Annotated in this window: 24 protein-coding genes and 1 riboswitch; of the genes, 16 read left to right on the top strand and 8 right to left on the bottom strand. The window is 63.9% G+C overall.

The genetic code is table 11. The features are described from left to right. Nucleotides 1-6: 6 nt before the first annotated feature. From DQW77_RS09010 to DQW77_RS09000, 3 genes are all read right to left on the bottom strand, one after another. Complete coding sequence (locus DQW77_RS09010) at nt 7-981, bottom strand: ABC transporter permease (RefSeq protein ID WP_113257881.1); 975 nt, start codon at nt 979-981, stop codon at nt 7-9. A 41-nt stretch (nt 982-1,022) separates the two neighbouring features. Then, on the bottom strand, nt 1,023-1,820 hold the full coding sequence (locus tag DQW77_RS09005; protein ID WP_113257880.1) for an SDR family NAD(P)-dependent oxidoreductase: 798 nt from the start codon (nt 1,818-1,820) through the stop codon (nt 1,023-1,025). Nucleotides 1,821-1,894: 74 nt separating this feature from the next. Then, the gene (locus DQW77_RS09000) at nt 1,895-2,857 is read right to left on the bottom strand and encodes a sugar ABC transporter substrate-binding protein (RefSeq protein ID WP_113257879.1); all 963 of its coding nucleotides are present in this window, start codon (nt 2,855-2,857) and stop codon (nt 1,895-1,897) included. Nucleotides 2,858-3,066: 209 nt separating this feature from the next. Here DQW77_RS09000 and DQW77_RS08995 point away from each other — a divergent pair, with 209 nt between their 5' ends. The 8 genes from DQW77_RS08995 to DQW77_RS08960 all read left to right on the top strand — a co-directional run bounded on the left by DQW77_RS08995 (nt 3,067) and on the right by DQW77_RS08960 (nt 12,845). Next, nucleotides 3,067-4,914, top strand: a complete 1,848-nt coding sequence (locus DQW77_RS08995) for an ABC transporter substrate-binding protein (protein ID WP_404947931.1) — start codon at nt 3,067-3,069, stop codon at nt 4,912-4,914. After that, the gene (locus DQW77_RS08990) at nt 4,896-5,705 is read left to right on the top strand and encodes an SDR family NAD(P)-dependent oxidoreductase (RefSeq protein ID WP_113257878.1); all 810 of its coding nucleotides are present in this window, start codon (nt 4,896-4,898) and stop codon (nt 5,703-5,705) included. The genes DQW77_RS08995 and DQW77_RS08990 overlap by 19 nt, the downstream gene beginning before the upstream one ends. A 63-nt stretch (nt 5,706-5,768) precedes the next feature. Next, the gene (locus tag DQW77_RS08985; RefSeq protein ID WP_113257937.1) at nt 5,769-7,067 is read left to right on the top strand and encodes a Xaa-Pro peptidase family protein; all 1,299 of its coding nucleotides are present in this window, start codon (nt 5,769-5,771) and stop codon (nt 7,065-7,067) included. Nucleotides 7,068-7,181: 114 nt separating this feature from the next. After that, nucleotides 7,182-8,168: a thiamine pyrophosphate-dependent dehydrogenase E1 component subunit alpha gene (locus DQW77_RS08980; protein ID WP_113257877.1), complete on the top strand. Its 987-nt coding sequence runs from the start codon at nt 7,182-7,184 to the stop codon at nt 8,166-8,168. Nucleotides 8,169-8,178: 10 nt separating this feature from the next. After that, on the top strand, nt 8,179-9,174 hold the full coding sequence (locus tag DQW77_RS08975) for an alpha-ketoacid dehydrogenase subunit beta (protein WP_113257936.1): 996 nt from the start codon (nt 8,179-8,181) through the stop codon (nt 9,172-9,174). After that, nucleotides 9,164-10,489, top strand: a complete 1,326-nt coding sequence (locus DQW77_RS08970) for a biotin/lipoyl-containing protein (RefSeq protein WP_113257876.1) — start codon at nt 9,164-9,166, stop codon at nt 10,487-10,489. Before DQW77_RS08975 ends, DQW77_RS08970 begins: the two co-directional genes overlap by 11 nt. Nucleotides 10,490-10,504: 15 nt before the next feature. Continuing rightward, entirely contained in the window at nt 10,505-11,935 is a 1,431-nt protein-coding gene (locus DQW77_RS08965) for an NAD-dependent succinate-semialdehyde dehydrogenase (protein ID WP_113257875.1), read from the top strand. Nucleotides 11,936-11,945: 10 nt separating this feature from the next. Next, nucleotides 11,946-12,845: a 2-oxo acid dehydrogenase subunit E2 gene (locus DQW77_RS08960; RefSeq protein WP_113257874.1), complete on the top strand. Its 900-nt coding sequence runs from the start codon at nt 11,946-11,948 to the stop codon at nt 12,843-12,845. A 98-nt stretch (nt 12,846-12,943) separates the two neighbouring features. On the opposite strand, the gene tkt is transcribed toward DQW77_RS08960, so the two are convergent. Then, nucleotides 12,944-14,959 (bottom strand): transketolase, encoded by a 2,016-nt coding sequence (gene tkt / locus DQW77_RS08955; RefSeq protein ID WP_113257873.1) that lies wholly within the window; start codon nt 14,957-14,959, stop codon nt 12,944-12,946. Between the two features lie 211 nt (nt 14,960-15,170). Here tkt and DQW77_RS08950 point away from each other — a divergent pair, with 211 nt between their 5' ends. The 6 genes from DQW77_RS08950 (at nt 15,171) to DQW77_RS08925 (ending at nt 20,564) form a co-directional block, all read left to right on the top strand. After that, nucleotides 15,171-15,710, top strand: coding sequence for a hypothetical protein (locus tag DQW77_RS08950; protein WP_113257872.1), 540 nt, complete (start codon nt 15,171-15,173; stop codon nt 15,708-15,710). After that, nucleotides 15,710-16,105, top strand: a complete 396-nt coding sequence (locus DQW77_RS08945; protein ID WP_113257871.1) for a cell division protein ZapA — start codon at nt 15,710-15,712, stop codon at nt 16,103-16,105. Before DQW77_RS08950 ends, DQW77_RS08945 begins: the two co-directional genes overlap by 1 nt. 324 nt (nt 16,106-16,429) lie before the next feature. Then, nucleotides 16,430-16,891 (top strand): hypothetical protein, encoded by a 462-nt coding sequence (locus tag DQW77_RS08940; protein ID WP_113257870.1) that lies wholly within the window; start codon nt 16,430-16,432, stop codon nt 16,889-16,891. A gap of 93 nt (nt 16,892-16,984) precedes the next feature. Beyond that, the gene (locus DQW77_RS08935) at nt 16,985-19,330 is read left to right on the top strand and encodes an ATP-dependent helicase (protein WP_113257869.1); all 2,346 of its coding nucleotides are present in this window, start codon (nt 16,985-16,987) and stop codon (nt 19,328-19,330) included. A gap of 103 nt (nt 19,331-19,433) precedes the next feature. Next, a riboswitch (cobalamin riboswitch) is annotated at nt 19,434-19,621 on the top strand. Between the two features lie 97 nt (nt 19,622-19,718). Next, a complete protein-coding gene (locus tag DQW77_RS08930; protein ID WP_113257868.1) occupies nt 19,719-19,991 on the top strand; it encodes a hypothetical protein in 273 nt (90 codons plus the stop codon). An 18-nt stretch (nt 19,992-20,009) separates the two neighbouring features. After that, complete coding sequence (locus tag DQW77_RS08925) at nt 20,010-20,564, top strand: sugar O-acetyltransferase (RefSeq protein WP_113257867.1); 555 nt, start codon at nt 20,010-20,012, stop codon at nt 20,562-20,564. Nucleotides 20,565-20,601: 37 nt separating this feature from the next. Here the strand turns inward: DQW77_RS08925 and DQW77_RS08920 are convergent, their stop codons facing one another. From DQW77_RS08920 to DQW77_RS08905, 4 genes are all read right to left on the bottom strand, one after another. Continuing rightward, on the bottom strand, nt 20,602-21,552 hold the full coding sequence (locus DQW77_RS08920; RefSeq protein WP_258523802.1) for an OmpA family protein: 951 nt from the start codon (nt 21,550-21,552) through the stop codon (nt 20,602-20,604). A gap of 4 nt (nt 21,553-21,556) precedes the next feature. Then, complete coding sequence (locus DQW77_RS08915) at nt 21,557-22,132, bottom strand: peroxidase-related enzyme (protein ID WP_113257866.1); 576 nt, start codon at nt 22,130-22,132, stop codon at nt 21,557-21,559. Continuing rightward, on the bottom strand, nt 22,129-22,779 hold the full coding sequence (locus DQW77_RS08910; protein WP_258523801.1) for a GNAT family N-acetyltransferase: 651 nt from the start codon (nt 22,777-22,779) through the stop codon (nt 22,129-22,131). The genes DQW77_RS08915 and DQW77_RS08910 overlap by 4 nt, the downstream gene beginning before the upstream one ends. An 86-nt stretch (nt 22,780-22,865) precedes the next feature. After that, nucleotides 22,866-23,588, bottom strand: coding sequence for a molybdopterin-binding protein (locus tag DQW77_RS08905; RefSeq protein ID WP_113257864.1), 723 nt, complete (start codon nt 23,586-23,588; stop codon nt 22,866-22,868). Between the two features lie 46 nt (nt 23,589-23,634). Between DQW77_RS08905 and sfsA the strand changes: the two genes are divergently transcribed. Together sfsA and map are read left to right on the top strand one after the other, a co-directional pair. Beyond that, nucleotides 23,635-24,348 carry a DNA/RNA nuclease SfsA gene (sfsA, locus tag DQW77_RS08900; RefSeq protein WP_113257863.1) on the top strand — a complete coding sequence of 238 codons (714 nt, stop codon included), beginning with the start codon at nt 23,635-23,637 and terminating at the stop codon, nt 24,346-24,348. A gap of 313 nt (nt 24,349-24,661) precedes the next feature. Then, the gene (gene map / locus DQW77_RS08895) at nt 24,662-25,474 is read left to right on the top strand and encodes a type I methionyl aminopeptidase (RefSeq protein WP_113257862.1); all 813 of its coding nucleotides are present in this window, start codon (nt 24,662-24,664) and stop codon (nt 25,472-25,474) included. The last annotated feature ends 18 nt before the right edge of the window (nt 25,475-25,492 follow it).

Here is a 25,492-nt window from a genome sequence, read left to right as displayed (position 1 = left end):
CTCTCCTCACGCGATCGGCGACCAGAGGTGCCCGCGCTTGACCGCGATATCCAGCCACACGGCCAGGATGATGATGGCCCAGGTCACGACGTACTGGAAATAGAACTCCAGTCCGATCAGCAGGAGGCCGTTCTGAATGAAGCCAAGGATCAGCACCCCGATCACGGTCTTTATCACGGTGCCGGACCCGCCCAGAAGCGACGCACCGCCAAGGATGACCGCCGCCAGAACCTCCAGTTCAAGCCCCTGGCCCACGGTGTTCTGGCTTCCGAGGCTTCTGCTGGCCTGGATGAGGCCGGCCGTCGCGACGCAGAACGACGAGATTATGTAGCAAAAGAACACGGTTCGCGCGCGTGGAATGCCCGAGAACGTGGCCGCCACCCCGTTGCCGCCCACGGCGTAGACCTTGCGGCCGAAGGGGGTCTTCGCCAGCAGCATCGTTAGCACCGCCGCGAGAAGGACAAATATGAGGATGGGAACCGGCATGCCCAGCACCTCGTCCTGCCCGAAGAAACCGAACCATGTTCCCTGCTTGTCGTCGATATCCATGTTCTTGCCGCCGGAATAGGTCAGCGTGAGGCCGTGGATCGCGGATAGCATGCCCAGGGTCACGATCAGCGAATTGAGCCTGAGATATCCGACCAAGAACCCGATCAGCGCCCCGAGGGCGAGGGTCATGCCGAACATCGCCGGTATCGCCAGTTCCGGCCCGATCTTGTCGTGCAGGTCCAGAACCACGATGGTGGAAAAGGACATCATGGAGCCGACCGAGAGATCGAGGTTGCCGCTGATGACCACGAATGTGACACCGAGCGCCATCACCCCGAGAATGGCCGAGGAACGGATAACGCCGAGTATGTTGTCGATGTCCACGAAACGCTCGTTGGCCAGGGCGAACCCTATCATGAAGACCGCGAACGCGACCAGGATGCCCTGACGGGCCAGAAATCCGCCAACGGATTTCAATGTGGTGTCAGCCATTTGTCTTCCTCCCTGTTCCGGCAAATGTGACCGGAATTCCATCAGACCAGTGTCATGCCTCCGTCGATCATGACGATCTGGCCAGTCATGTAGTCGCTGGCCGCAGAGGCCAGAAACGTCGTCGTGCCGGTGATGTCCGCCGGCTCGGCGACACGGCCCTTGAGAATGTCGGCCGAAAATTCCTCCATCGCCTGGCCGGGGCGATCGGATGCGCCGATGGCCATGAGGTCACGATCGACCTCCTCCCACATTTCAGTGGCTACCACGCCCGGTGCAAATCCGGTCACGGTTATGTCGTGCCGTGCCAGGTCGCGTGCGCCGGATTGCGTCAGCGAAACGACCGCCCATTTGCTGGCGCAATAGGGCGCGACGTTGTCGAAGCCCTGCCGGCTGGCGATCGAGGCTGTGTTGATGATCTTGCCGCCGCCACCCTGGGCGATCATCTGACGGGCGGCTTCCTGCATCCCGATCAAGACGCCAAGGCCGTTGACATCCATTATGTAACGCCAATTGTCCTCGGTCACGTCGAGAAAGTTCATCGGCTTGTTGACCCCGGCATTGTTGAATTTCACGTCCAGTCTGCCGAAGGTGTCAGCGGTGCGGGCGATCATGTCGCGGACCTGCCCACGGTCCGTCACGTCCACCGGCGCCGATAGAACCCTGCCGCCGCCGGCTTCGGCCCGGCCATGGTTCATTTTGGCCACCTCTGCGGCCTTTGCGCCGTTTATGTCGGCAAAGCAGACATCAGCGCCTTCATCCAGAAGCGCCTCGCCAATCGCGCGACCAATGCCCTGTGCCGCTCCGGTGACAAGACAGGCCCTGCCCGAGACGCTGCCCATGGCGGATCCTCCGGGTTGAAGACTTGGTTGAAAAGATGCGCAGGCCCCGAAGGACCCGCGCAGCCCGGGAGTGATCAGAAGACGGGCTTGGAAAACTCGTCCATGTTGTCCTGGGTGATCTTCGGCGTGTCGAAGTAGTTGAGGAAAGGAACATCCTCACCGTTGAGGATATCGAGCGCCGTCTTGAGCGCCGCTTCCGCGTCATCGACAGGCGACTGGTAGATCGACCCCCAGTATTCCCCGCGGCCCATGGCTTCGTAACCGACCGCGAAGTTGGTGGCGCCGACGAAGATGATGCCATCGCGCCCGGCGGCCTTGGCGGCATTCAGCGCGCCCACGCCCATGTTGTCGTCCCCGGCATACACACCGTCGATGTCGTCATACTTGACGAGGAACGCTTCCATCACCTTCTGCGATTTCTCGCGGTTCCAGTCGCCGGGCTGGGTTTCCACCAAGTTCACGTCCGGGCAGACCTCGGGCAGGCGATCCTCGAAGCCCTTTGCGCGTTCGATCGCGGTCGTGTAGCCCGGCTGGCCGGATATCTGGACGATCTGCGCCTCGTCCTCGATGCCCATCTCCTTGAATTTGTCGCACATGATCTCGGCGGAGCGCGATCCCTGTGTGATGTTGTCCGGCCCCGAGAAGGACGCGACGAAGTCAAAACCCTGCTCGTCAATGTTGGAGTTGGTCACGATGACCGGGATATCGGCCTGATACGCCTTGCGCACGGCGGGGATCACAGCCTTGCCGTTGGTCGGCCAGATGATGATCGCATCGACTTCCTGCTGGATCAGGTCTTCCATCTGGGCGATCTGACGGGCCACGTCGCCACCCGCGTCCAGGACAACGGCCTCGACGTTGTCGTTTTCCCCGGCTGCGGCAATGAAGGCCTTCTCGTAGGTCGTCTGGTAGCTGTCGACCCCGACATTGTTCTGGGTGATGCCGATCTTGTAGGTGTCGGCCGCCGCGGCGCCCGCGATGGCGGCCCCGGCTATTGCTGTGGTAACGGCCATGCTGGCCCGGAACGAAATTTTCATTGGTCTCCTCCCAATAAGTTATGGCTTGGCGGTTTCGAATTTCGCCGCCTTGTCGGCAGACACGGCATTCCCGCCGCTGTGAAAGTGTCCCTCGACAGGTCCGATAAATCCGCAACAAATATATCCAAATTGGATAATAAATTGTTCAGTTTGGACAAAGTTCGGATTCCAGTGCAGCCTCATCTGGATCACCCTGAAAGGAGGCCGCAATGGCCAAAAACGAAATCCTCAATTCGGATAATTTTTCAAACCCCGCCATGAATGCCATGCCACCCGAAAGAATGACAGGCCCCGAGCCATCTTCCATCACGCCCGAGCGCGATGGTACGAGCGTGCTCAACGTCATTGCATTCCTGCAGGATCTCAACGGCGAAATTGCCACCGCCATAGAGCCGTCCGCGCCGAATCCCTATTTGAACATGGCCCTGCACCTTGTGCGCAGTCACCTTGAGGGCCGGGTGGTCACCGCGTCCAATCTGGTGGGTGAATCAGGGGTGCCCTATGCCACCGGGATGCGCAAGCTGGAAGAGATGAGCGGCGCGGGCCTGGTATCGCAGCGCCCGCGGTCGAAAACCGGCAAGAGCTTCTCCTTGCATCCAAGCCCGAGCCTGATCCGGAGCTGCACGCAGCTTTGTGACCGGGTCCGGCGCATGTCGATGAACACATTCGGTGGCGCGCAGGACAGCACCGGTGAATCGGAATACTATTTCGGCGGGTCCTACATGCCCGGCAAGGCACTGCTGCAGCCACCCCAGGTGCTGCCGGAGCCGCTGTCGGTGGCGGGCGGCCTGCGAATCCTGGTACATGGCGACCCGACCTTCATGGTGATGGAAAACCTGAAACGTCAATTCGAGCAGGTCATCGGCACCAACATCAGTCAGCGCGCCTTTTCCATCGACAGGCTGCGGGAAGAGGCGTTGCGCAATGCCGAACGGCCTGCCAGCCGGTATGACCTGATCGCCGTGGATCTTCCGTGGATCGGGGAATTCGCCGAAAAGGGGGTTCTCATGCCGCTGGAGGAGGTGCTTGATATCGCGCGCCTCGATCCGGGCGATTTCCATACCGCCGGCTGGCGCGCGGCGCACTGGAACGGGCGTGCGTATGGTGTGCCCAGCCAGACAACGCCTGAACTGTTGTTCTATCGCCGGGACCTGTTCGCGGCGGAGGGGCTGGACCCACCCGACACGACCGACATGCTGCTGGAGGCCGCCAAGCGCATGCACGAGCCCCGCAAGGGGCGCTACGGCATTGCCTGGAACGCCGCCCGCGGCACGGCGCTTGGCCATACCTTCATGCTGACCTGTGCCGATTTCGGCCAACCGATAATGGAGATGACCGGAATCGCCGGCGGTTTCGACGCCGAGAGCCTTGCCAGCGGCGGCGCGCGCCCCACGATCGACACGCCGCGCGCTCTTGACGCTGCGGAATATCTGATGGCGTTGCTTGAGTATTCGCCGCCCGACATCCTGTCCATGTCCTGGTACGAACGTGTGCGCCCCTATGCTGCCGGCAAGGTGGCCATGGCCTACGGATACACGCTGCTGGCGCCTTATTTCGAACTTGACCCGGAGTCCCCCGCCAACGGGCAGACCGGATACCTTCCACATCCGGCGGGTCCCGAGGGGCGCCCCGTCGCTCCTGTCGGAGGCTATGTGCTGGGCGTGCCCGCCAACCTGTCGCCGGAACGGCGTGCCGACGCTGCCGAGGCGCTTGTCGCGTTCACATCTCCGGAGGCGCAAAAGCTCTATGTGCTCAACGGCAGCCGCACGGTGCCGCGCTATTCGGTCGGGGCGGACCCCGAGGTGCATCGCCTGTCACCGATATTCGAGGCCGTCGACGCCATGTCCTGGCGCGATGAACTGCAATTCTGGCCGCGTCCGCCGATCCCGGAAATATCCGAGATCATCCGGATCTGCGGACACGAGATGCATGACATGCTGCGTGGCGTCACCCCACCGGCGCAGGCGCTCGCCCGGGCGCAGGCACGGGCCGAGGACGCGATGAATGCGAATGCGAAAGTCACTCAAGGGAGGATACCATGGACCCCAATCGCCTGAAGGGAAAGAATATATTGATCACCGGCGGTGCCCGCGGCATGGGCGCGGCCAACGCGGAGAACTTTGCCGCACAGGGCGGGAATGTCTGCATCGGAGATCTTGATCTCGACGAGGCGCAGAAGGTTGCCGACCGCATCAATTCGGCGGGCAACGGGCGCGCGATCACCGTCAAGATGGACGTGACAAAACGCGAGGACAACGCCGCGGCCGTGGCGGCCACTGTCGAGGCGTTCGGAAGCATCAATGTGGCGGTTTTCAATGCCGGCCTCAACAAGCCCCGGTTCTTCATGGATATAGACGAAGACAACTGGGACATGATCATGAACGTCAACACCAAGGCGATGTGGCTGGGCATGCAGGAGACCGCGCGCCAGATGATCGCCCAGGGCCCGATGGAGGATCATCCCTACAAGATCATCAACGTCGGGAGCATCGCGTCGCGCAAGCCGCTGGTTGACGTCACCGTCTACTGCACCTCGAAATACGGCTGCCTGGCGCTGACCCATTGCGGCGCCGTGGGCCTGGCCGAGCACAACATAACCGTTAACGGATATGCACCGGGCGTGGTGGTGACCCCGCTGTGGGAACAGCTTGACAAGGACCTTGTGGATATCGGCTTCAAGGAGCGCGAGGGCCAGGCCTACGACGACATCGTTCGCGATGAACTCAAGATCAAGCGCGTCTCCTATCCCGAAGACATCACCGGCACGGCCTCGTTCCTGGCCAGCGACGACAGCGACTACATGACCGGCCAGATGATCCATATCGACGGCGGCTGGTGCATCCAGTGACGCCCTGACTTTCAACGCGAAACACGAAGAACGGGTCGGATGCACGGCCCGGAGGAGATTCCGATGACACGCGCCCTGATGCCGAACATGCTGACTCCGCAGGATCTGGAGCCCAACTGGGAATGGCGCGAACGCCTCCCCGCCTGGGGCCATACCTCGGTCGATTTCGAGCGCCGCGTCGACCATGACCGCCTGCGCCGCTATCGCCTGGCCCGCACGCGGCAATCGCTGCAGAACTCCAACGCCGGCTCGCTGCTGTTGTTCGACGTGAACAACATCCGCTACGTCTCGGCCACCAAGATCGGCGAGTGGGAACGCGACAAGATGTGCCGTTTCTGCCTGCTGACCGGCGACGACAGCCCCTATGTGTGGGATTTCGGCTCTGCCGCGGTGCATCACCAGCGTTATTCCGACTGGCTGGAGCCCGACCATTGCCTTGCCGGCGTGGTCGGCATGCGCGGGACCATCCCGCCCGAATTCGGCCTGATGCGCAAATACGCCAAGATGATCGCGGAGCTCATCAAGGACGCAGGCATGGCCGACATGCCGGTGGGCTTGGACTACGCTGAAACGGCGATGTTCCACGCGCTGCAGGAAGAGGGTATCAAGGTGGTGGATGGTCAGCAGATCATGCTGGCGGCGCGCGAGATCAAGAACTGGGATGAGATCCAGCTTCTGACCCAGGCGGCCAGCATGGTCGATGGCGTCTATCACATGATCTACGAGGAGCTGAAGCCCGGCGTGCGCGAGAACGACATCGTCGCGCTCAGCAACAAGCTGCTCTACGAGATGGGCTCGGATGACGTCGAGGCGATCAACGCGATCTCGGGTGAGCGCTGCAACCCGCATCCACACAACTTCACCGACCGGCTGTTCCGGCCCGGCGACCAGGCGTTTTTCGATATTCTCCAGTCCTATCAGGGCTATCGCACCTGCTACTACCGCACCTTCAACATCGGCCGCGCGACGCCCGCGCAGAACGATGCCTATGTGAAGGCGCGCGAATGGATCGATGCCTCGATCGAGCTGATCAAGCCGGGGGTAAGCACGGATACCGTCGCCAAGGTCTGGCCCACCGCCGAGAGCCTGGGATTCCCGTCCGAGGACGCCGCCTTCGGCCTGCAGTTCGGCCACGGGCTTGGCCTGGCGCTGCATGAACGCCCGATCATCAGCCGCGCGGTCAGCCTTGATCATCCGATGGAAATCCAGACCGGCATGGTCTTCGCGCTGGAAACCTACTGCCCCGCGGCAGACGGCTACTCTGCCGCGCGGATCGAGGAGGAAGTGGTGGTGACGCCGACGGGCTGCGAGGTGATCAGCCTGTTCCCGGCCGAGGACCTGCCGATCGCCAACCGTTACTGATTGATGGCTGCCGGCACCCCTCCTGCGGCACGGCTTAACGATGGGTGCGCATACCCGTCCCAAGACAAACCCGCGGGGTGCGCGGCACCCGTCACCCATTTTGGAGACCTGTCCATGGCCAAGAAGACCAACACCGAGGACTACTTGCGGATGTATCGGCAGATGGTTCGCATCCGTGCCTTCGAGGACAATGCCAACCAGCTTTACCTGAGCGCCAAGATGCCCGGTCTGACCCATATGTATTCGGGCCAGGAGGCCGTAGCGGTTGGCATCTGCGATGCGCTCGAGGCAACCGACAAGATCACCTCGACCCATCGGGGACACGGACATTGCGTTGCCAAGGGCGCCGAGTTCAAGCAGATGTTCTGCGAACTCCTTGGCAAGGAAGAGGGGTATTGCCGTGGCAAGGGCGGTTCGATGCATATCGCCGATCAGGAGAACGGCAACCTGGGCGCCAACGCGATCGTTGGCGGTTCGATGGGGATCGCCACCGGCGCGGCGCTGAGTGCCAAGCTGGCCAAGACCGGCGACGTGGCGGTCTGCTTCTTCGGCGACGGTGCGACGGCGCAGGGGCTGTGGTACGAGGTCATGAACATGGCGGCGCTCTGGCACCTGCCGGTGATCTACGCCTGTGAGAACAACGGATATTCCGAATACACGCGTACCGACGAGATTGCGGCCGGATCGCTTACCGCGCGGGCCGAGGCATTCGGCATCGAAGCGCACAAGGTGGACGGACAGGATGTTCTGGCTGTCAACGAATTGACGGAACGCCTGATCGCCCGCGCCCGGAAGGGCGAGGGGCCGTTCTTCCTGGAACTGGCAACCTACCGCTATCACGGGCACCACGTGGGCGACATCAACCGTGAGTACTACCGCTCGAAGGACGAAGAGAGCGAGTGGAAGGAAAACCGCGATCCGATCCTCAATTTCGGCGTCTGGCTGACCGGCGAGGGGATCGTGAGCGAGGAAGAGCTGGCCGAAATCCGCGCGGGAATTCGGGCTGATGCCGAGGCCGCGGTCGCCTACGCGCTGGAAGCGGCTTATCCGGACGTGTCCGAGGTGGACATGCATGTATATGCCCCCAATGACGCCGCCTGAGGAGAACGAGATGCGAGAGATTACCCTGTCCAAGGCGGTGAACGAGGCGATTGCCGAGGAAATGCGCCGCGACCCCACGACCTTCCTGATCGGGGAGGATGTGGCCGAGGCCGGCACGCCCTTCAAGGTGCTGTCCGGCCTGGTCGAGGAATTCGGCACCGAGCGGGTGATCGACACGCCGATCGCCGAGCCGGGCTTCATGGGGATCGCCGTGGGCGCGGCGCTTACCGGGTCGCGGCCCATCGTGGACCTGATGTTCGGCGATTTCATTTTCCTGATCATGGACCAGCTTTGCAATCAGGCGGCCAAGGCCTGCTACATGTCTGGTGGCAAGTTGAACGTGCCCTTGGTGCTGCGCACAAATCTGGGCGCCACGCGCCGGTCGGCCGCACAGCATTCGCAATCTCTGCATGCGCTGGTGGCGCATATCCCGGGGCTCAAGGTCGCGCTTCCGTCCTCTGCCTACGAAGCGAAGGGCCTGATGAAGACCGCCATCCGTGACAACAACCCGGTGGTGATCTTCGAGGACAAGCTGATGTACCAGGAAAAGGCGCTGGTCCCGGAAGAGGAGTTCCTGATCCCGTTCGGCGAGGCCAACGTCAAGCGTGAAGGGACCGACATCACCCTGATCGGCACCTCCTCGATGGTGCAGGTGGCGGAGGCCGCCGCCGAGCAGCTGGCGTCCGAGGGCATCAGCGCCGAGGTGATCGACCCGCGCACCATCGTGCCGCTGGACGAGGCGACATTGCTGGAAAGCGTTCGCAAGACCAGCCGCGCGATCGTCATCGACGAGGGGCACCAGAGCTTCGGAACCACCGCCGAAATCGCCAGCCGTCTCAATGAGAAGGCGTTTTATCACCTTGATGCACCGGTGCTGCGCATGGGGGCAATGGATGTGCCCGTGCCCTTCAGCCCGGCGCTCGAGGACATCACGGTGCCCACGGCCGAGGGTGTCGCCGACAATGCGCGCAAGCTGTGCGCGGGGGAGATGATCCATGCCGCATGAGGTGATCATGCCGGCCCTCGGCATGGCGCAGGACACGGGCAGGATCGTCAGCTGGCTCAAGCAGCCGGGAGAGGCGGTGGCGTCCGGTGACGCGCTCTTTGAGGTCGAGACGGACAAGGCCACGATGGAGGTCGAGGCGGCGCATGACGGCTACCTGACTGATGTGCGCGCCGGCGCCGGCGAAGATGTGCCGGTGGGCAACGCCGTTGCCATGATATCGGACACCCCGGAGGACAGCGGAATGACCGGCAACAATGCCGGTGCGGGCGCGGATGCGACAAACGATCCGCCCGATGATGCGGCGCTGCCGGAGGGCCGGGAGGTGATCATGCCGGCCCTTGGCATGTCGCAGGACAGTGGCACGATCGTGGCCTGGCTGGTAGAGGCGGGCGCGCAGGTTGCGGCCGATGACCCGCTCTTCGAGGTCGAGACCGACAAGAGCACGGTGGAGGTTCCCGCCGGGCACGCGGGCCATGTTGCGGCACTTCTGGCCGAGGCTGGCGAAGAGGTGGCCGTAGGTGCGGCCGTGGCCGTCATTTCGGCGGAGAAACCCGCGGCACCCGTACAGCGCAAGGCAAGGGCGGCCCCGGCAGAAACCGCCCCGGCCAAGCCGGCGCGTCCGGCCCCGTCTTCCGTCCCGAAGGACGGTCCGGCGCCGGTTGCGCCGACAGCCGGCGGGCGCATCCTGGCCTCCCCCAAGGCGCGGCGCCTGGCGGCCGAACAGGGGCTGGATCTGGCACGGCTTGCCGAGGCGGGACACCCGCAACCCTATCATGTCAAGGATCTTGAGGTACTGCGCGGGATGGGCCAAACCCGTGCTGCCACACCCGGTACTGATGACTTTCCGATGCAGATCACGGCCCGCGTCCCGGCCACGCCGGGGGCGGAATTCCATGCATGGATCAGCGCCGAGGGGGCCACGGCGCCGCCCGTGCCGGTTCTCTGGGCGGCCTTCGCCTGCGGCGCCCTGCGGCGCGCGCGTGACGCCGGCAATGCGTCGCTGACGGTGGCGCTGACCGGTGTGGCCAGCCCCGCCCGCAAGCTGGCCGACCCGGATCTGCACCGTCTCACGCAGCAGGTGGAGGCCGAGGAAACCACCGGGCCTGCGCTGATCCTGCGGGATTTTTCGGACAGCGCGATCACCGGCATGCGCCTGTCCACGCCTTCGGCACCCGCCGTGACGATGGGGCGCGAAGGCGACGACCTGATCGTGACGCTGGATTTCACCGCCGCGCAGATTGACGAGGATCAGGCGCTGGCATTCATCACCGATTTCACCGCGCGGCTTTCCGATCCGCTGCGGCATCTTCTCTGACAGCGGAGGCCCGACGTGGATCATACCGACCTTTACATCGACGGAACCTGGCGCGAGGGGGCCGGAAAGGCCCGCTTCGACGTCGTAAACCCCGCCACCGAGGAGGTTCTGGCCTCGGTCGCCTCGGCCGAGACCGACGATGCGGATGCGGCGCTCGGTGCCGCCGAGGCGGCGATGGCCGACTGGGCCGCGCGCAGCCCGCGGGAACGCTCCGAGGTGCTGCGCCGCGCGTGGGAGCTGATGACCGCACGTCTTGATGATTTCGCCCGTCTCATCACGCTGGAAAACGGAAAGGCCGGCGTTGATGCGAAGGGAGAGGCGACCTATGCCGCCGAGTTCTTTCGTTGGTTCGCGGAGGAAGCGGTGCGCGCCGACGGGCTGATCACTCGTGCTCCCGCGTCGGGCGCGCGCATTGTCGTGCAGCACAAGCCGGCCGGGTTGGCGGTGCTGGTGACGCCCTGGAATTACCCAGCTGCAATGGGCACCCGCAAGATCGCCCCGGCGCTGGCCGCGGGCTGCGGCGTGATCATCAAGCCCGCGTCGGAAACGCCGCTGACCATGCTCGCGCTGATGCCGCTTCTGGAAGAGGCCGGGGTTCCGCCGGGGCTGGTGAATGTGCTGCCGTCGCGGCGCACCGGCGCGCTGGTCGATCACATGCTGCATGATCCGCGTGTCCGTGTGGTCAGCTTCACCGGATCCACCGGGGTGGGCCGCAAGCTTTTGAAATCCGCGTCCGACCAGGTCCTCAAGCCGGCGATGGAACTGGGCGGAAACGCCCCGTTGATCGTGTTCGAGGATGCCGATCTGGATCAGGCCGTGACCGGCACGATGCTGGCCAAGATGCGCAACCTGGGCGAGGCCTGCACGGCGGCGAACCGAATCTACGTGCACAAGGACGTGGCGGAGGCGTTCACCGCCCGGCTGACCACGACGATGGCGGCGCTCAAGGTCGGAGACGGTCTTGATCCTTCGGTGGATGTCGGCCCGCTGGTCAATGCCGAAACACGTGACAAGGTTGCGCAATTCGTCGCCGACGCGGTGTCGAAGGGGGCCAGGATCGAGTGCGGCGGCGAACTGCAAACCGGCAAGGGGTACTTCTACCCGCCGACCGTGCTGTCGAACGTGCCGGAAACCGCCGAATGTGTCCATGACGAGATCTTCGGTCCGGTCGCCGCGATCCAGACCTTTACCGAACAGGATGAGGTGATCAGCCGCGCGAATGCCACCGAATACGGCCTCGTCGCCTATGTTTTCTCGGGTAACTTCAAGCGCGCGCTGCAGGTTTGCGAACGTCTGGATTACGGCATGGTGGGCCTGAACCGCGGACTTGTCAGCGACCCGGCAGCGCCGTTCGGTGGGACAAAGCAATCCGGGCTCGGCCGTGAGGGTGGCCACGAAGGGATGCTCGAATTCATGGAAACACAGTATATATCGGCGGAATGGTAAGGGTGGACTCATGAGCTACAAGGCAAGCCCGTCGGTCGAGAAATATGCCGGTGACAAGGGTGTGGACCTGGAGCGGTTGGCGCGGGATACCGGGCGGGAAACGCTTGGACGTGAAGACGTTGATCGGGCCGCTACAGGGGGCGGCCCGGACGCCGGCGCCGCGTCAGCAACCGCAGGCGCCGCCGGGTTCTGGCGGGTCGATCACGCGCAATACGGACCCGTACGGGAAGAGCGGTTGGGCCGGATCGGCGAACTTGCCGCCGCCAACCTGGGGGCTGCCAACACGATGATTCCGCAGGTCACGCATCACGACCGGGCGGACATGCGCGCGGTCGAGGCGTTCCGTGCCGCGTTGAAGCCCGAAGCGGCGGCGCGTGACGTGAAGCTGACGGCTCTGGCCTTTCATGTTGCCGTGCTGGCCCGTTGCCTGCGCGATTTTCCCCGTTTCAATGCGTCTCTCGATCCCGCGGGAACGACCCTGATCGTCAAGGATTACGTGCATGTCGGGATCGCCGTGGATACCGGGCACGGCTTGATGGTGCCGGTGATCCGCGACGCGGACTGCAAGGGGTTGTGGGCCATCGCGCGGGACATCGCAGATCTGGCCGGACGCGCACAAGCGCGCAAGCTCAGGCCCGAAGAGATGGGCGGCGCCTCGATGAGCATATCCAATCTCGGAGGTATCGGCGGCACGGCCTTCACCCCGATCGTGAACCCGCCCGAAGTGGCGATCCTCGGTCTCACGCGCACCGAAATCGTGCCGACCTGGGATGGAGAGGCCTGGCAGCCGGTGCCGATGGTGCCGCTGGACCTGAGTTATGACCACAGGGTGATCAACGGCGCCGATGCGGCGCGATTCTGTGTGCGGTACGCAGCCCTCATGAGCGATCCGCGCCGGCTGCTGATCTGAGAGCAAGACCAACAGCCCTGACCGTTACCGCGACTGGATGGCCGGCGCGGCCTCAAGGTTGACCGTTGGGCCCCGCCGGGCGTGGCCCGCGCGCGGGCTCAGAGCAAGGCGCGGACCTTCCCGGCAACGTTTTCCGGCGTGATACCGAATTTCTCGTACAGCGTTGCTGCGGGTGCCGAGGCGCCGAAGCCGTCCATGCCGACGAAATCCGATTTGGCCGCCCGCCCGCGTTCACCGCAAAGCCAGCGGTCCCAGCCTTGCCTGACGGCGGCCTCGACACCGACCCGCACGGCGCCAGCCGGCAGGACGCGCTTGCGATACGCCTCATCCTGTTCGGCAAATAGTTCCCAGCACGGCATCGAGACGACGCGCGTGCCGATACCGTCTTCCTGAAGCAGCGCCCGTGCGGCCATCGCGACCTCGACCTCCGAGCCGGTTGCCAGCAGGATCGCCTTTCGCTTGCCCTCGGCCTCTGCCAGCACATACGCGCCTTGCGCGGTGAGGTTCTTGCTCTTGTGCTCCGTCCGGAGCGTCCGCACCCCCTGACGCGTCAAAGACAGCACCGAGGGCGTGCCGCCGGACGTCAGCGCGAGTTCCCAGGCCTCGGCGGTTTCCACTGTGTCGCAGGGCCGGAATACATGCGTGTTCGGGGTGGCACGACTGATGGCCAGATGCTCTACCGGTTGGTGCGTGGGGCCATCCTCGCCAAGACCGATGCTGTCATGGGTCATCACGAAGATGGTGGGCACACGCATGAGGGCCGCAAGACGCATCGCCGGGCGTGCGTAATCGGTAAAGCACATGAAGGTGCCGCCATAGGGCTTCACCCCGCCATGCAGGGCCATGCCATTCATGGCCGCGGCCATCCCGTGTTCGCGGATGCCGAAATGGATGTAGCGGCCCTTGCGGTTGCCCTCGTCGAAAACCGTCATGTCGCCGGTTCGGGTATTGTTCGAGCCCGAAAGGTCCGCCGAGCCGCCGATTGTTTCCGGCATTACCGGGTTGACCACTTCAAGCACCATCTCGGAGGATTTGCGCGTCGCGACCTTTGGCGCTTCGGCGCTGATCTGTTTCTTGAGGGCCTTGATGCGCGCCGAAAGCTTTCGCGGCGCAACACCATCCTGCACGCGGGTGAATTCGGCGCGGCGGCGATCGGAAAGGGCATTGAAACGTGCCTCCCACTCCATCCTGTCGGGGCGCCCGCGGAGGCCGGTTTCTTCCCATGACGTCTTGATGTCGGCGGGAATGTCGAAAGGTCCGGCCGTCCAGCCATAGGCGGCCTTGGCATCCGCGTTCTGTTCATCATCGGTCAGGGCGCCATGCCCCTTCGACGTGTCCTGCGCGGCATGACCAAGGGCGATATGCGTCTTGCAGGCGATCATCGTGGGTTTGCGGGAGCGTTTTGCGGCGCTGATCGCCTCGTCGATGGCAGTTGGGTCATGCCCGTCTATTTCCAGAACCTGCCAGTTGGCGGCACGAAAACGCCGGACCTGATCGGTGCGGTCGGCCAGGCCAACCTCGCCGTCGATGGTGATGTTGTTGTTGTCCCAGAACAAGATCAGTTTTCCGAGGCCCTGGCGGCCAGCAAGCGTGATCGCCTCCTGGCTGACGCCCTCCATCAGGCAGCCGTCGCCAGCGACGACATAGGTGTGGTGATCAACCAGCTTGCGGCCGAACCGGGCGCGCAGCGCTTCCTCGGCGATGGCGAAACCGACAGAATTGGCAAGGCCCTGGCCAAGCGGTCCCGTGGTCGTCTCGATCCCGTCATGCAGGAAGTTTTCAGGGTGACCGGCGGTGATCGCCCCCCATTGCCGGAAGGCGCGGATCTGGTCGATGGTCATTCCCTCGTAACCGGTCAGGTAAAGCAGCGAATAGAGCAGCATCGACCCATGACCGGCGGACAGGATGAAACGATCCCGATCCGGCCATCCGGGCCGGGTCGCATCGAACTTCATGTGTTTTTCGAACAGCACGGTGGCGACGTCGGCCATGCCCATGGGCATCCCGGAGTGGCCGGAATTGGCGGCGTCCACTGCATCGAGGGTCAGGGCACGGATGGCGCAGGCCTTGGCCCAGTGATCGGGGTTGGCGGTGCGCAGGGATGCGATGTCCACGGAAAACTCTTCCTTCGGTTGGCATGATCACGGCGCTCAATATCAGGACCAGGTCAAAGATCAAGCGGCCACGCGCGTCGCGCGGGCGCGATCTTGCCGGAGGGGAAGCATTTTTGCCTGCCTTTCGCTACACTTGACACCAACCCGCGCTCCGGGCGATTCGACGGGTGGATCGACGGGACGCCAGAACGACACGAAGAAAGGTTGGCGGATGAGCGAGATCGACGAGATGCAGCGGCGCATCATGGCCGCGCTTGACCGGATCGGGCAGGGTCTGGACGGAATGGTCGTTGCCGCGGAGGACAACGCGACTCAGGAGGATGAAACGGCCCCGGAGGATTTGAGGCAGCTGCTTGATGACGAGAAGCTGGCCAATGCGCAGCTCGAGGAACGTGTGAAGCACCTGCGTGCGAAACTGCTTGAGGCCGAGGAGGCGTCCGCCCATACGGACCCGCCTGCAAAACCCGAGGAAGCCGCGATAAACGCGCCGGAAACGCTCAAGGAGCTTGATGCCCGGATTCAATCCCTGCGGGCGGCCAATGACAAGTTGCGCGAGAACAACCGTGCCCTGCGAGAAGCCAATGCCGCCGGATTGGCTGATGCCGATCTGGTCAAGCGGTCGATGGAGGCGGAGCTGGATGCGCTGCGCGCTGCGCAAGCGATGGACCGGGCGGAAGCTGACACGGTCCTTGCGGAATTGAATGGTGTTCTCGGGGATGCCGGGGAAACATCGCAGGCGGAGGGTTCCTGATGCCGCAGATCGAGATCGAGATCGGAGGCCGCAGTTTCGAAGTGGCCTGCCAGGAAGGCGAGGAGCATTATCTGCACGCTGCGGCGGCGATGCTTGACGAGGAGGCGTCGGTTCTCGCCTCGCAGATCGGGCGTATTCCGGAGGCGCGGATGCTGCTGATGGCGGGGCTGATGCTCGCCGACAAGACGGCCGGGCTGCAGGACAAGCTGCGGGAAGCCGAGGACAAGCTGGCCGAGCGCGATGCTGAACTCAAGCAACTGCGTGACACGCCGCCGCCGGAACCGGAACGGATCGAGGTGCCGGTGGTCCCGGACGACGTGACCGACACGCTGGCCGAGATCGCCGCCCGTGCCGAGGCGCTGGCCGAAACCGTGGACGGTAAGACCAACGGCTGAAAGCACGGCGGAGTTCCATGGTCGTGCGCGTTGCCCCGGGGGCAGTCCGGTGTCGAACGCATCGGAACGGCCTTTTGAGGGTTTCGGACGATTTGTGCCCTGCAAGATGCCCGGTTGGCGCGGTTGCCGATCCCCCGTGGACAGGGCGGCCATGTTGGTTTGGATTGCCAATGCGAAAGAAACGGGGCTCCGCGGCTGCTGTCGGCGAAGGCGCCTCTGCGTGCTGAACGGATCAGGCTCTGAATTCGGGGATTTGCCGGGCGGGTCTTGCCGTGTTAACGATTTGTTAACCTTCGTTAACACGCAATTTCGCAAGGGCACAGGATGGGAGAAGTCGAACTTGCCGGGTTGCTGTGCGCCTTTCTTGCTGGAAGCGAGTCGGAAACGCGCCACTATTTCGACGGCTACGAGATGAAACGCCATGTCCGCGTTGACTGCGAAACAGCGCGTCATGTGATAGAGGTGGGCTTGGACGGCAAGAGCTCGGCGCGCGACAGCGTGCATCAGGCTTTGTTCTTTGCGCATCTGACCGACAAGGAGCCGGTCGTCATACTGATCGACCGGGACGGGTATGTCGGCAGATTCGAGCATGAAATGGGTATCGTCGCGCCCGCCGCCGGCGTGACTTATGCGCGATGTGCGAAGGCGGCGATCCTGCGCTGGTCCGAAACCGCGGCGATGCGCCCGGATTTCGGCGATGACAGCCGCGACGATCTGCCTGCCGGGGGGCTGCTTGGATCATTGTGTGATCTGAACCCGCTGGCGGCGGATGAACTGGGCTCCTGACGGGCCGGCCAGCGCCGCACCGGGGACATTGAAGCCATGGAACATTAACCGAACATCTTTCAATCCCGGCGCCGTCGCGCTATCTTTCTGCACATGAGCAGTTTCGACGAATCCGAGGCCTTCGAAGGCGCATCTCTGGCCGCGCGCGCGATGGCCGCGCGGCCGATGCCCTATCTTGACGGGCTGAACCCGGCGCAGCGTGCCGCCGTGGAGCAACTTGATGGCCCTGTGCTGATGCTGGCCGGCGCCGGCACAGGAAAGACCAAGGCGCTGACCGCGCGCATCGCGCACCTGATCAACACCGGCCGGGCGCGGCCCGACAGCGTTCTTGCCGTGACCTTTACCAACAAGGCCGCGCGCGAGATGAAAACGCGGGTCCACCAGATGCTGGGACAGCAGATCGAGGGGATGCCGTGGCTTGGGACGTTCCATGCCATCTGTGTCAAGTTGCTCCGGCGCCATGCCGAACTGGCCGGTCTGAAATCGAATTTCACCATTCTGGACACGGATGATCAGCTACGGCTGCTCAAGCAGCTTGTCCGGGCCGCGAACATTGACGACAAGCGGTGGCCGGCACGACAGTTGGCGTCGGTCATCGACGGCTGGAAGAACCGCGCCTGGACGCCGGATAAGGTGCCGGCTTCGGAGGCTACGGCCTATGATGGCAAGGCGGTGGCCCTTTATGCGCAGTATCAGGCCCGGCTGAAGGAATTGAACGCTGTCGATTTCGGTGATCTGCTGCTGCACGTTGTTGGAATATTCCAGGCCCATGAGGACGTGCTGGAACGTTACCGCAGCCGGTTTTCCTACATACTGGTGGACGAATATCAGGACACCAACGTTGCGCAGTACCTGTGGCTGAGGCTTCTTGCCGGAGGGCACCACAACATCTGCTGCGTGGGCGATGACGACCAGTCGATCTATGGTTGGCGCGGTGCCGAAGTCGGCAACATTCTGCGTTTCGAGAAGGATTTCCCGGGCGCCCATGTCGTTCGGCTTGAGCAGAACTACAGGTCCACCCCCCATATCCTCGCTGCAGCCTCGGCGGTCATCGCGGGCAACGAGGGTCGTCTGGGCAAGGAGTTGTGGACCGAGGCGCAGGCGGGCGAGAAGGTCCGGCTGATCGGCCACTGGGACGGCGATGAGGAAGCGCGCTGGATCGGGGAGGAGATCGAGGCGATGCAGGGCGGCACCCGTGGGGGCCGGCGTTTCGGACTGGATGAGGTGGCTATCCTCGTGCGGGCGAGCCACCAGATGCGCGCCTTCGAGGATCGGTTCCTGACCATCGGTCTGCCTTACAGGGTGATCGGCGGGCCACGCTTCTATGAGCGGCTGGAGATACGCGATGCGATGGCCTATTTCCGGCTCGTGGTAAGCCCGGCCGACGATCTGGCCTTCGAGCGGATTGTCAACACGCCGCGTCGCGGGCTGGGCGACAAGGCACAGCAGACCATTCAGACGGCGGCGCGCGAAAACGGGGCAAGCCTCGTCGAAGGTGCCCGGCTTGCCGTGGACGAAGGCAGGATCAAGGGCCGTGGGGCGGCGGCCCTGGGTGGGTTGCTGGAAGATATTGCCCGCTGGAAGCGAATGATGGACGGGTCGGATCTGACCCATACGGACCTCGCGGGAATGATCCTTGACGAGTCCGGCTATACCGAGATGTGGCAGAACGACAAGACGCCGGAGGCACCGGGCCGGCTGGAGAATCTCAAGGAATTGGTGAAGGCGCTGGAGGGCTTCGACAACCTGCAGGGCTTTCTGGAACATGTCAGCCTGATCATGGACAACGAGGCCGAGACGCAGGGCGAGAAAGTGTCGGTGATGACCCTGCACGCCGCGAAGGGGCTTGAGTTTCCGGCTGTTTTCCTGCCCGGCTGGGAGGACGGGCTTTTCCCGTCGCAACGTTCGATGGATGAGAGCGGCTTGAAGGGGCTGGAAGAAGAGCGCCGCCTTGCCTATGTCGGCATCACCCGGGCCGGGGAGGTCTGCACGGTTTCGTTTGCGGGCAATCGCCGTGTCTTTGGCCAATGGCAATCGCAGATGCCCTCGCGCTTCATAGACGAGTTGCCGGAGGATCATGTCGAGGTGCTCACGCCACCGGGGCTTTACGGTGGAGGCTACGGCGCGGCGGCGGCCGCCGAAAGCGGGCTGGAGACGAGGGCGGCCAACGCGGATGCCTACAATTCCCCCGGATGGCGTCGCATGCAAGCGCGGGCCGCCGAGCGTCCGTTGTCGCGGCCGCGCGAGACCAGGCACGCCGTGATCGACAGCCAGGCGGTCAGTGCCCATACCCTGGGCGAACGGGTATTTCATCAGAAGTTCGGGTATGGCGAGATCACCGGGATCGAGGGCGACAAGCTGGAGATCGCCTTCGACAAGGCTGGGGTGAAACACGTGGTGGCGAAGTTCGTTACCGGACCCGAGGACATCCCTTTCTGATCCCGGAATACGCCTTCGGTCCGGGCTTCACGCGGCGAATCCATGGCGCGCCATGGCATTCGCAGGGCCTTGTATTCTGGTCTTGCGCGCCGGTCTTTGCTCGGTCAGACTGATGGTTCAAGGTGCCGCCCCGCGGGGCGGATAATTGGGAAGCCGGTGCAATTCCGGCGCTGCCCCCGCAACGGTAAGTCCGGGGGATGCGGCATGATGCCACTGGGCAGACGGGGCCCGGGAAGGCGCCGTATCCTATCCCGGCAAGCCCGGAAACCAGCCTTGTGTGAACGTGAATCCGCGGGGAGCGGCATGGATCGAACGCGCGGTATGTTCTTGCGGCTCATCCTGTCGTCCTCGCCCCAAGGGCCCGGGGTGCGGCCTCGGAGAAAGATGTATGACGGTTGCGCAGATCCTTGACGGGCTGGAACATAGCGATACCACCGGCAGCGATGCCGAAAGGGCCGCGCGCCTGTGCTTTCTGGAATGGGTGTTGAATGTCGAGGGAACGGCCACGCCGCGCGCCGCCCGCGAGGCGTTGTCGGATCCATCCGTTCGCAATGCAAGCAGCGCGGCAGCGCGGGCGTTCGTGGAATTTCTTGAACAGGCGACATGCCCGATTCACACCGGTGCCGCCCGCGCTGCACGCCGCCAGCGTCATGTTCACTGAGCGGCCTGCGGGTGCCGCATGAAATCGGAGCGCGAGAAAATGCAGGCGGGGGAATGGTACAGGTGCCAGGCGCCTGAACTCCTGGCTATGCAGGCGGCTGCGCGTGAAGCCCTTCACAGGCACAACACCGCGGCACCCGCGGCACGGCATGGCATCGCGCCCGAGCTTTCGGCGCTCTTCGGAGATGTCGGTGTGAACGTCACAATCGAGGCGCCGTTCCATTGCGCCTATGGCATGAACATACATCTTGGCGCCAACGTCTACATGAACGCGGGGTGTACTGTCCTGGATACCGCGCCGGTGCACATTGGGGCCGATACGATGCTTGGCCCGCAGGTTCAGATCTATTGCCCCGAACATCACAAGGATCCTGATCTGCGCCTGGCGGGGCTTGAAAGGGGAAGGCCCGTCACCCTTGGCAGGAACGTCTGGATCGGGGGCGGGGCAATCCTTCTGTCCGGGGTCGAGATCGGGGATGGTGCGATCGTGGGGGCGGGCAGCGTCGTCACCCGCGACGTCGCGGCCGGTGTCGCCGTGGTGGGCAATCCTGCGCGCCCGATGGAGGCGCCGTGAGCGGTCCGACCGCCAGTCCGCCAGACCTTTCCCGGCTTCATTCACTGTTGACGAGCACCGCTTCGACACGTCTGTTGGCGTCCCGGCCGGCGCCGGTCAGGTTCGGGGCCACCGGCGCGAGGTAGCCCATTCCGCCGGACTCGAGCTGCCCGGCGGGTATGCCATGCTTTTCGACAAGCCGTGTCATCACCTCGGAGGCGCGTTGACGCGACAGGGAGATGTTTGTCTCGAGCGTGCCGGTACTGTCCGTGTGTCCCACCACGGCGATACGCCGGGATGGATTGGCGCGCAGGTACTCTGCCAGAGCGACGAGCGACGGAAATGGCCCGGGGCCCAGCTGGGCCGATCCCGTCTCGAACTCCAGATCGCGAAGGATCACGTGGCCCTCGCTTTCGATTTCCTCCGCGACCGGCGGCATCTCCGTTACGCCGCTGTGCGCGGTCTCCTTCTCGCTGTCGGCGGGCCGGGTCGGCACCGGTGTGCCGCCCGTCGGTGTCACCTGAATGAGCTGCACGTAACCGGTTCCGGCAGAGCGGCTGACCAGGATCGATATTGCCTCGCCTTTCGGGCCGTTGCGCTTGCGTGCCGCCAGGAACCGGTAATCGAAAAGATCGACGAACATGTCCGGTGCGGGCAGGATCCGCGTTTCGAAGCGAAAGTCGAAACCGCCGCACTGACGACCCGAACAATCCAGCAGGATCTCGTATCCGAGATCCGTCACCTGTTTCCGCAACGGCGCAATGATCTGTCCTGTCGTGATGCCCGAAGCCTGCAGACGCCAGGCCTGTTGCAGCACTCTGCCGGACACCTGGGTGGTGGGGATCCGGCCGTCCGTCCAGGGGCCGACCGGAAGCATGTAGCTGTCCGGATTTCGTATGACCTCGGCCGAGAGAGTGGGCTTGCCGGGCAGATCAAGCTCCAGCGCCGCGCTTGATTCGTCCGGCATCATCCATAAGACAAGTGCAAGGATCGCCCCCGCGGTCCGCATCCTTCTAGCGCGCCTGAGCGTGATATTCCGGGTTCGGCCGCATGCCGGTGGCGCTTGCCACGCGGTTGGACATGTTGAAGAACCCGGTGACATTGGCGATGTCCCATATATCGCGATCGGAAAACCCCGCGTCGCGAAGGGCTGCACGATCGGACTCGGTGATTTCGGCACTGGCCCTGGTTGCTTTCTCCGCGAAGCCAAGCATTGCCGTCTGACGCGCGTCAAGATCCGCGGCCCGCCAATTCATCACCATCGCCTCGCCAAGCGCCGGATCACCGGAAAGGTCACGCACCGCGGCGCCGTGAGCAACCTGGCAATACCAGCAGCGATTGATCGACGACACGACGACCGCGATCATCTCGCGTTCGAGTTTCGAAAGCCCGCTATCCGCCAGCATCAGCGTGTTGTACAACCCTGCGAAAGCATCGAGCTTTTCTATGTCGAACGCATGCGCGCGCAGAACATTGGGCACGAGTCCGAGCTTTTCTTTACAGATGTCGAAGTATTTCCGCGTCTTCTCGGGCAACGGATCAACCATCGGAAGATCGAGTGCGGTCGGCTGCTTGTCTTGGTCGTTCATTGCTGGCCTTTCCGGTTCTGTCGATAATGATATGTTCCCACAACCGTCATCCCGAGGGAAGAGTACAGGGCGTTCGCAGCCTTGTTGTCGCGGGTGCAGACCGCCGCAATGTGGCTTGCCCCCTGCGCCAATGCCCAATGCGCAGCCTGGGTGATGATGGTGCGTCCCAGGCCCCTGAGCCGATGGCGGTGCATGACCTCCAGCGCGTGCACCATTGCGACCCCCTCATTCATTGCCGCGAAGGCGACGGCGGTGGGATGATTCTCGGTGCGCCCGAGGATGGCCGTCCGGGGCGCCGGCGCGCGATGCATGACCGCGATCCGTTCCGGACCGATCCCGCCCGCGGACCAGATATCGAGCATGATGGCCAACGGCTCCCACACGCAATAGGTGGTTACGGGCTGCAGGTATTGCTCTGTCAGGGTGGCCAAGGGCGCGACATGGATGTTGACCGGGTCAACCAGAGTGTAACCGCGCCCGGCGAGAATTGTATCCAGCCGCTCCTCGCCAGGGCGTATCATGAACAGGGGGGATTGGCCGAGGTCGCGCATTGCTGACTCGGCTGCCGGCAGATCACTGATGTCAAACCTGTCCTCGGCCGTGGCAGCGCTGACGCGCTTGCCGCCGCCGGCCCCGTCCCGGATCATCCACGGTCCCGACCGCCAGGCTGCTGCCGGCGGCCATGTGGCGGCGACAGTCCGGATCAGCCGGTCCGCCGGTGGGAGGCCGCGGCTCATCCGTCGAAGGCTGCCGAGAGTTCGGCCATTGCCGCATCCACCGCCGCACCGTCATCCCCGCGGATCACCACCTGTGCGCCGAAGGCACCATCCTGTTGGAAGGGGTAGGATCCTATGGAAAGCTGTGGATAGCGTCGGGCGAGTTCTCCAAGCGGCCCGGCGATGTCCCCCTCGCCACGGAAGATGCGCAACGATTGTGACAGGAGTGGCGCGCCCCCGGTCAGGGTGGGCAGAACCGAGGCGAGCATGGCCTCGAAGATTGCCGGAACACCGGCCATCACATGCACGTTGCCGATGGTGAATCCCGGCGCGGCGCTGATCGGGTTCTCGATCAATGTCGCGCCTTCGGGAATGCGCGCCATGCGCAGCCGCGCCTCGTTGAGGTCCTGCCCCGCCCGGTCATAGTGCGCCTGCAGAAGCGCACGCGCATCCGCACGGACGCCGATCGGACGGTCAAAAGCGCGCGCCACCGCATCCGCCGTGATGTCGTCATGGGTGGGACCGATGCCGCCGGAGGTGAACACCGTGTCATGGGCGGTGCTGAGTTCGCGAACGGCCCTCGCGATGGTATCCTGATCGTCGGCGATGACGCGCGCCTCGCGCAGGTCTATTCCGGTACGGGTCAGCTCATTGGCGAGATGGTGCATGTTTGCATCGCGTGTCCGGCCCGAGAGGATCTCGTCGCCGATCACGAGCATGGCAGCGGTTGGGTTGGGCATTCGTGCCTCCTTGAAAGGGCGCCGGTCCGGGTATAGGCGCGGTGGCATGCGCTTTCCAACCCCTCTCGTGCCCGCGGTGCTGATCCGTCGCTACAAAAGGTTCCTTGCCGATATCAGGCTGCAGGACGGTCGCGAGGTCACGGCGCATTGTCCAAATCCGGGGTCAATGATCGGGCTTGCCGAACCGGGGGCGCGTATCTGGGTCGAGCCGAACCAGAACCCTGCAAGAAAGCTGGCGTATGGCTGGCGGCTTAATGAGCTCGAAAACGGTCATTTCGTCGGGATCGACACGGGCGCGGCGAACCGGGTGGTTCGTGCGGCGCTCGCGGCAGACAAGCTGCCCGAACTGGCGGGGTACGAAACACACCGGCCCGAGGTGCGTTTCGGTAAGCGCAGCCGGGTGGATTTCCTGTTGCAGCAGGCTGATCGGCCGGATGCCTATGTCGAGGTCAAGTCGGTGACGCTTGTGCGGCGCTCCGGACTGGCAGAGTTTCCCGACAGTGTGAGCGCCCGCGCGACGCGTCATCTGGATGAACTGGCAGCGGTCGCGAAGGCGGGTTGCCGGGCCGTTTTGCTTTATCTCGTGCAAAGGACGGACTGCATTGGTGTTGGCGTTGCGGCCGATCTCGATCCCGATTACGCAAATGCCGTCGCGCGCGCCCGGCGCAGCGGGGTGGAGGTTGTCGCCCACGACGTCGAGATCACGCCGGATGCGATCGGCATCGGAAAGGCCCTGCCCGTGTATCGGGGTCCGGCCTGAGGGGAATTCGCGCGGCATCCCGAACGATCCGGGGAATGAGGGGGTCGAGGCGCAGCAGGGCGGCTATTGTCCCGCTCCGTATCGGGCACAAGGGCTGCCGGACGGCGAATGCAGCGATGGAAGGCGCCGGGGCGGGCCGAATCACCCCCCTTGCCGTTTCCCGTCTCCGGGCTTAGCCTGCCGGTCCGGCGGGCGACACGCGCTTTTCGGGTTCTTATCGGGCCCCGAACTCGCCCTTGGTCGGGTCGGGGCACTGGCCTCTGTCTTTGATTATGGCTAAAGACGTGGCCGGCAAGGCGAATGGAGGCAAGGCGTGAAGCAACAGCACCGCGGACGCGTGACCAAGGACGGCATCCGCATCCACGAGGCCGGGGATTTCGCCGGAATGCACCGCGCGGGGGAATTGGCGGCGCGCATACTTGACGAGATAGCCGAACACGTGAGGCCCGGTCAGACGACCGGCGAGCTGGACCGGATGATCGAGAACAAGGTCGAGGCAGCCGGTGCCACATCGGCCACGATCGGTTACAAGGGGTACAGGCACGCAAGCTGCATCAGTGTGAACCACGTGGTGTGCCACGGGATTCCCGGGGACAAACAGCTCAAGGACGGGGACATCCTGAATATCGACGTCACCGTTATCGTCGACGGCTGGTTTGGCGACACGAGCCGGATGTTCGTGGCCGGAAAGCTCAGCCGCAAGGCAGAACGGCTGTTGCAGGTGACGCATGACGCGCTGATGAAGGGGATCGAGGCGGTGCGCCCCGGCAATACCTTCGGAGATGTCGGGCACGCGATTCAGGAGTTCGTGGAAGCCAACCGCATGTCGGTGGTGCGCGATTTCTGCGGCCACGGCCTCGGGCGGGTGTTCCACGCGCCGCCCAATGTCCTGCATTACGGGCGCGCGGGCACCGGGGCGGTGCTGGAGGAAGGCATGTTCTTCACCATCGAACCGATGGTCAATCTGGGCCGGCCCGAGACGAAGGTTCTGGCTGACGACTGGACGGCCGTAACACGCGACAAGTCCCTTTCGGCGCAGTATGAGCACTCGATCGGTGTCACCTCCGGCGGGTGCGAGATCTTCACGCTGTCACCGGCAGATCGTTTCCATCCGACCTGGAAATAGATTCGCAATCGCAGGCGG

The sequence above is a fragment of the Roseovarius sp. TE539 genome (assembly GCF_003298505.1).
In the GTDB taxonomy this organism is placed as follows: Bacteria; Pseudomonadota; Alphaproteobacteria; order Rhodobacterales; family Rhodobacteraceae; genus Roseovarius.
The sequence above is the reverse complement of the archived record's forward strand: the minus strand, read 5'-3'. Positions and strand labels throughout refer to the sequence as shown.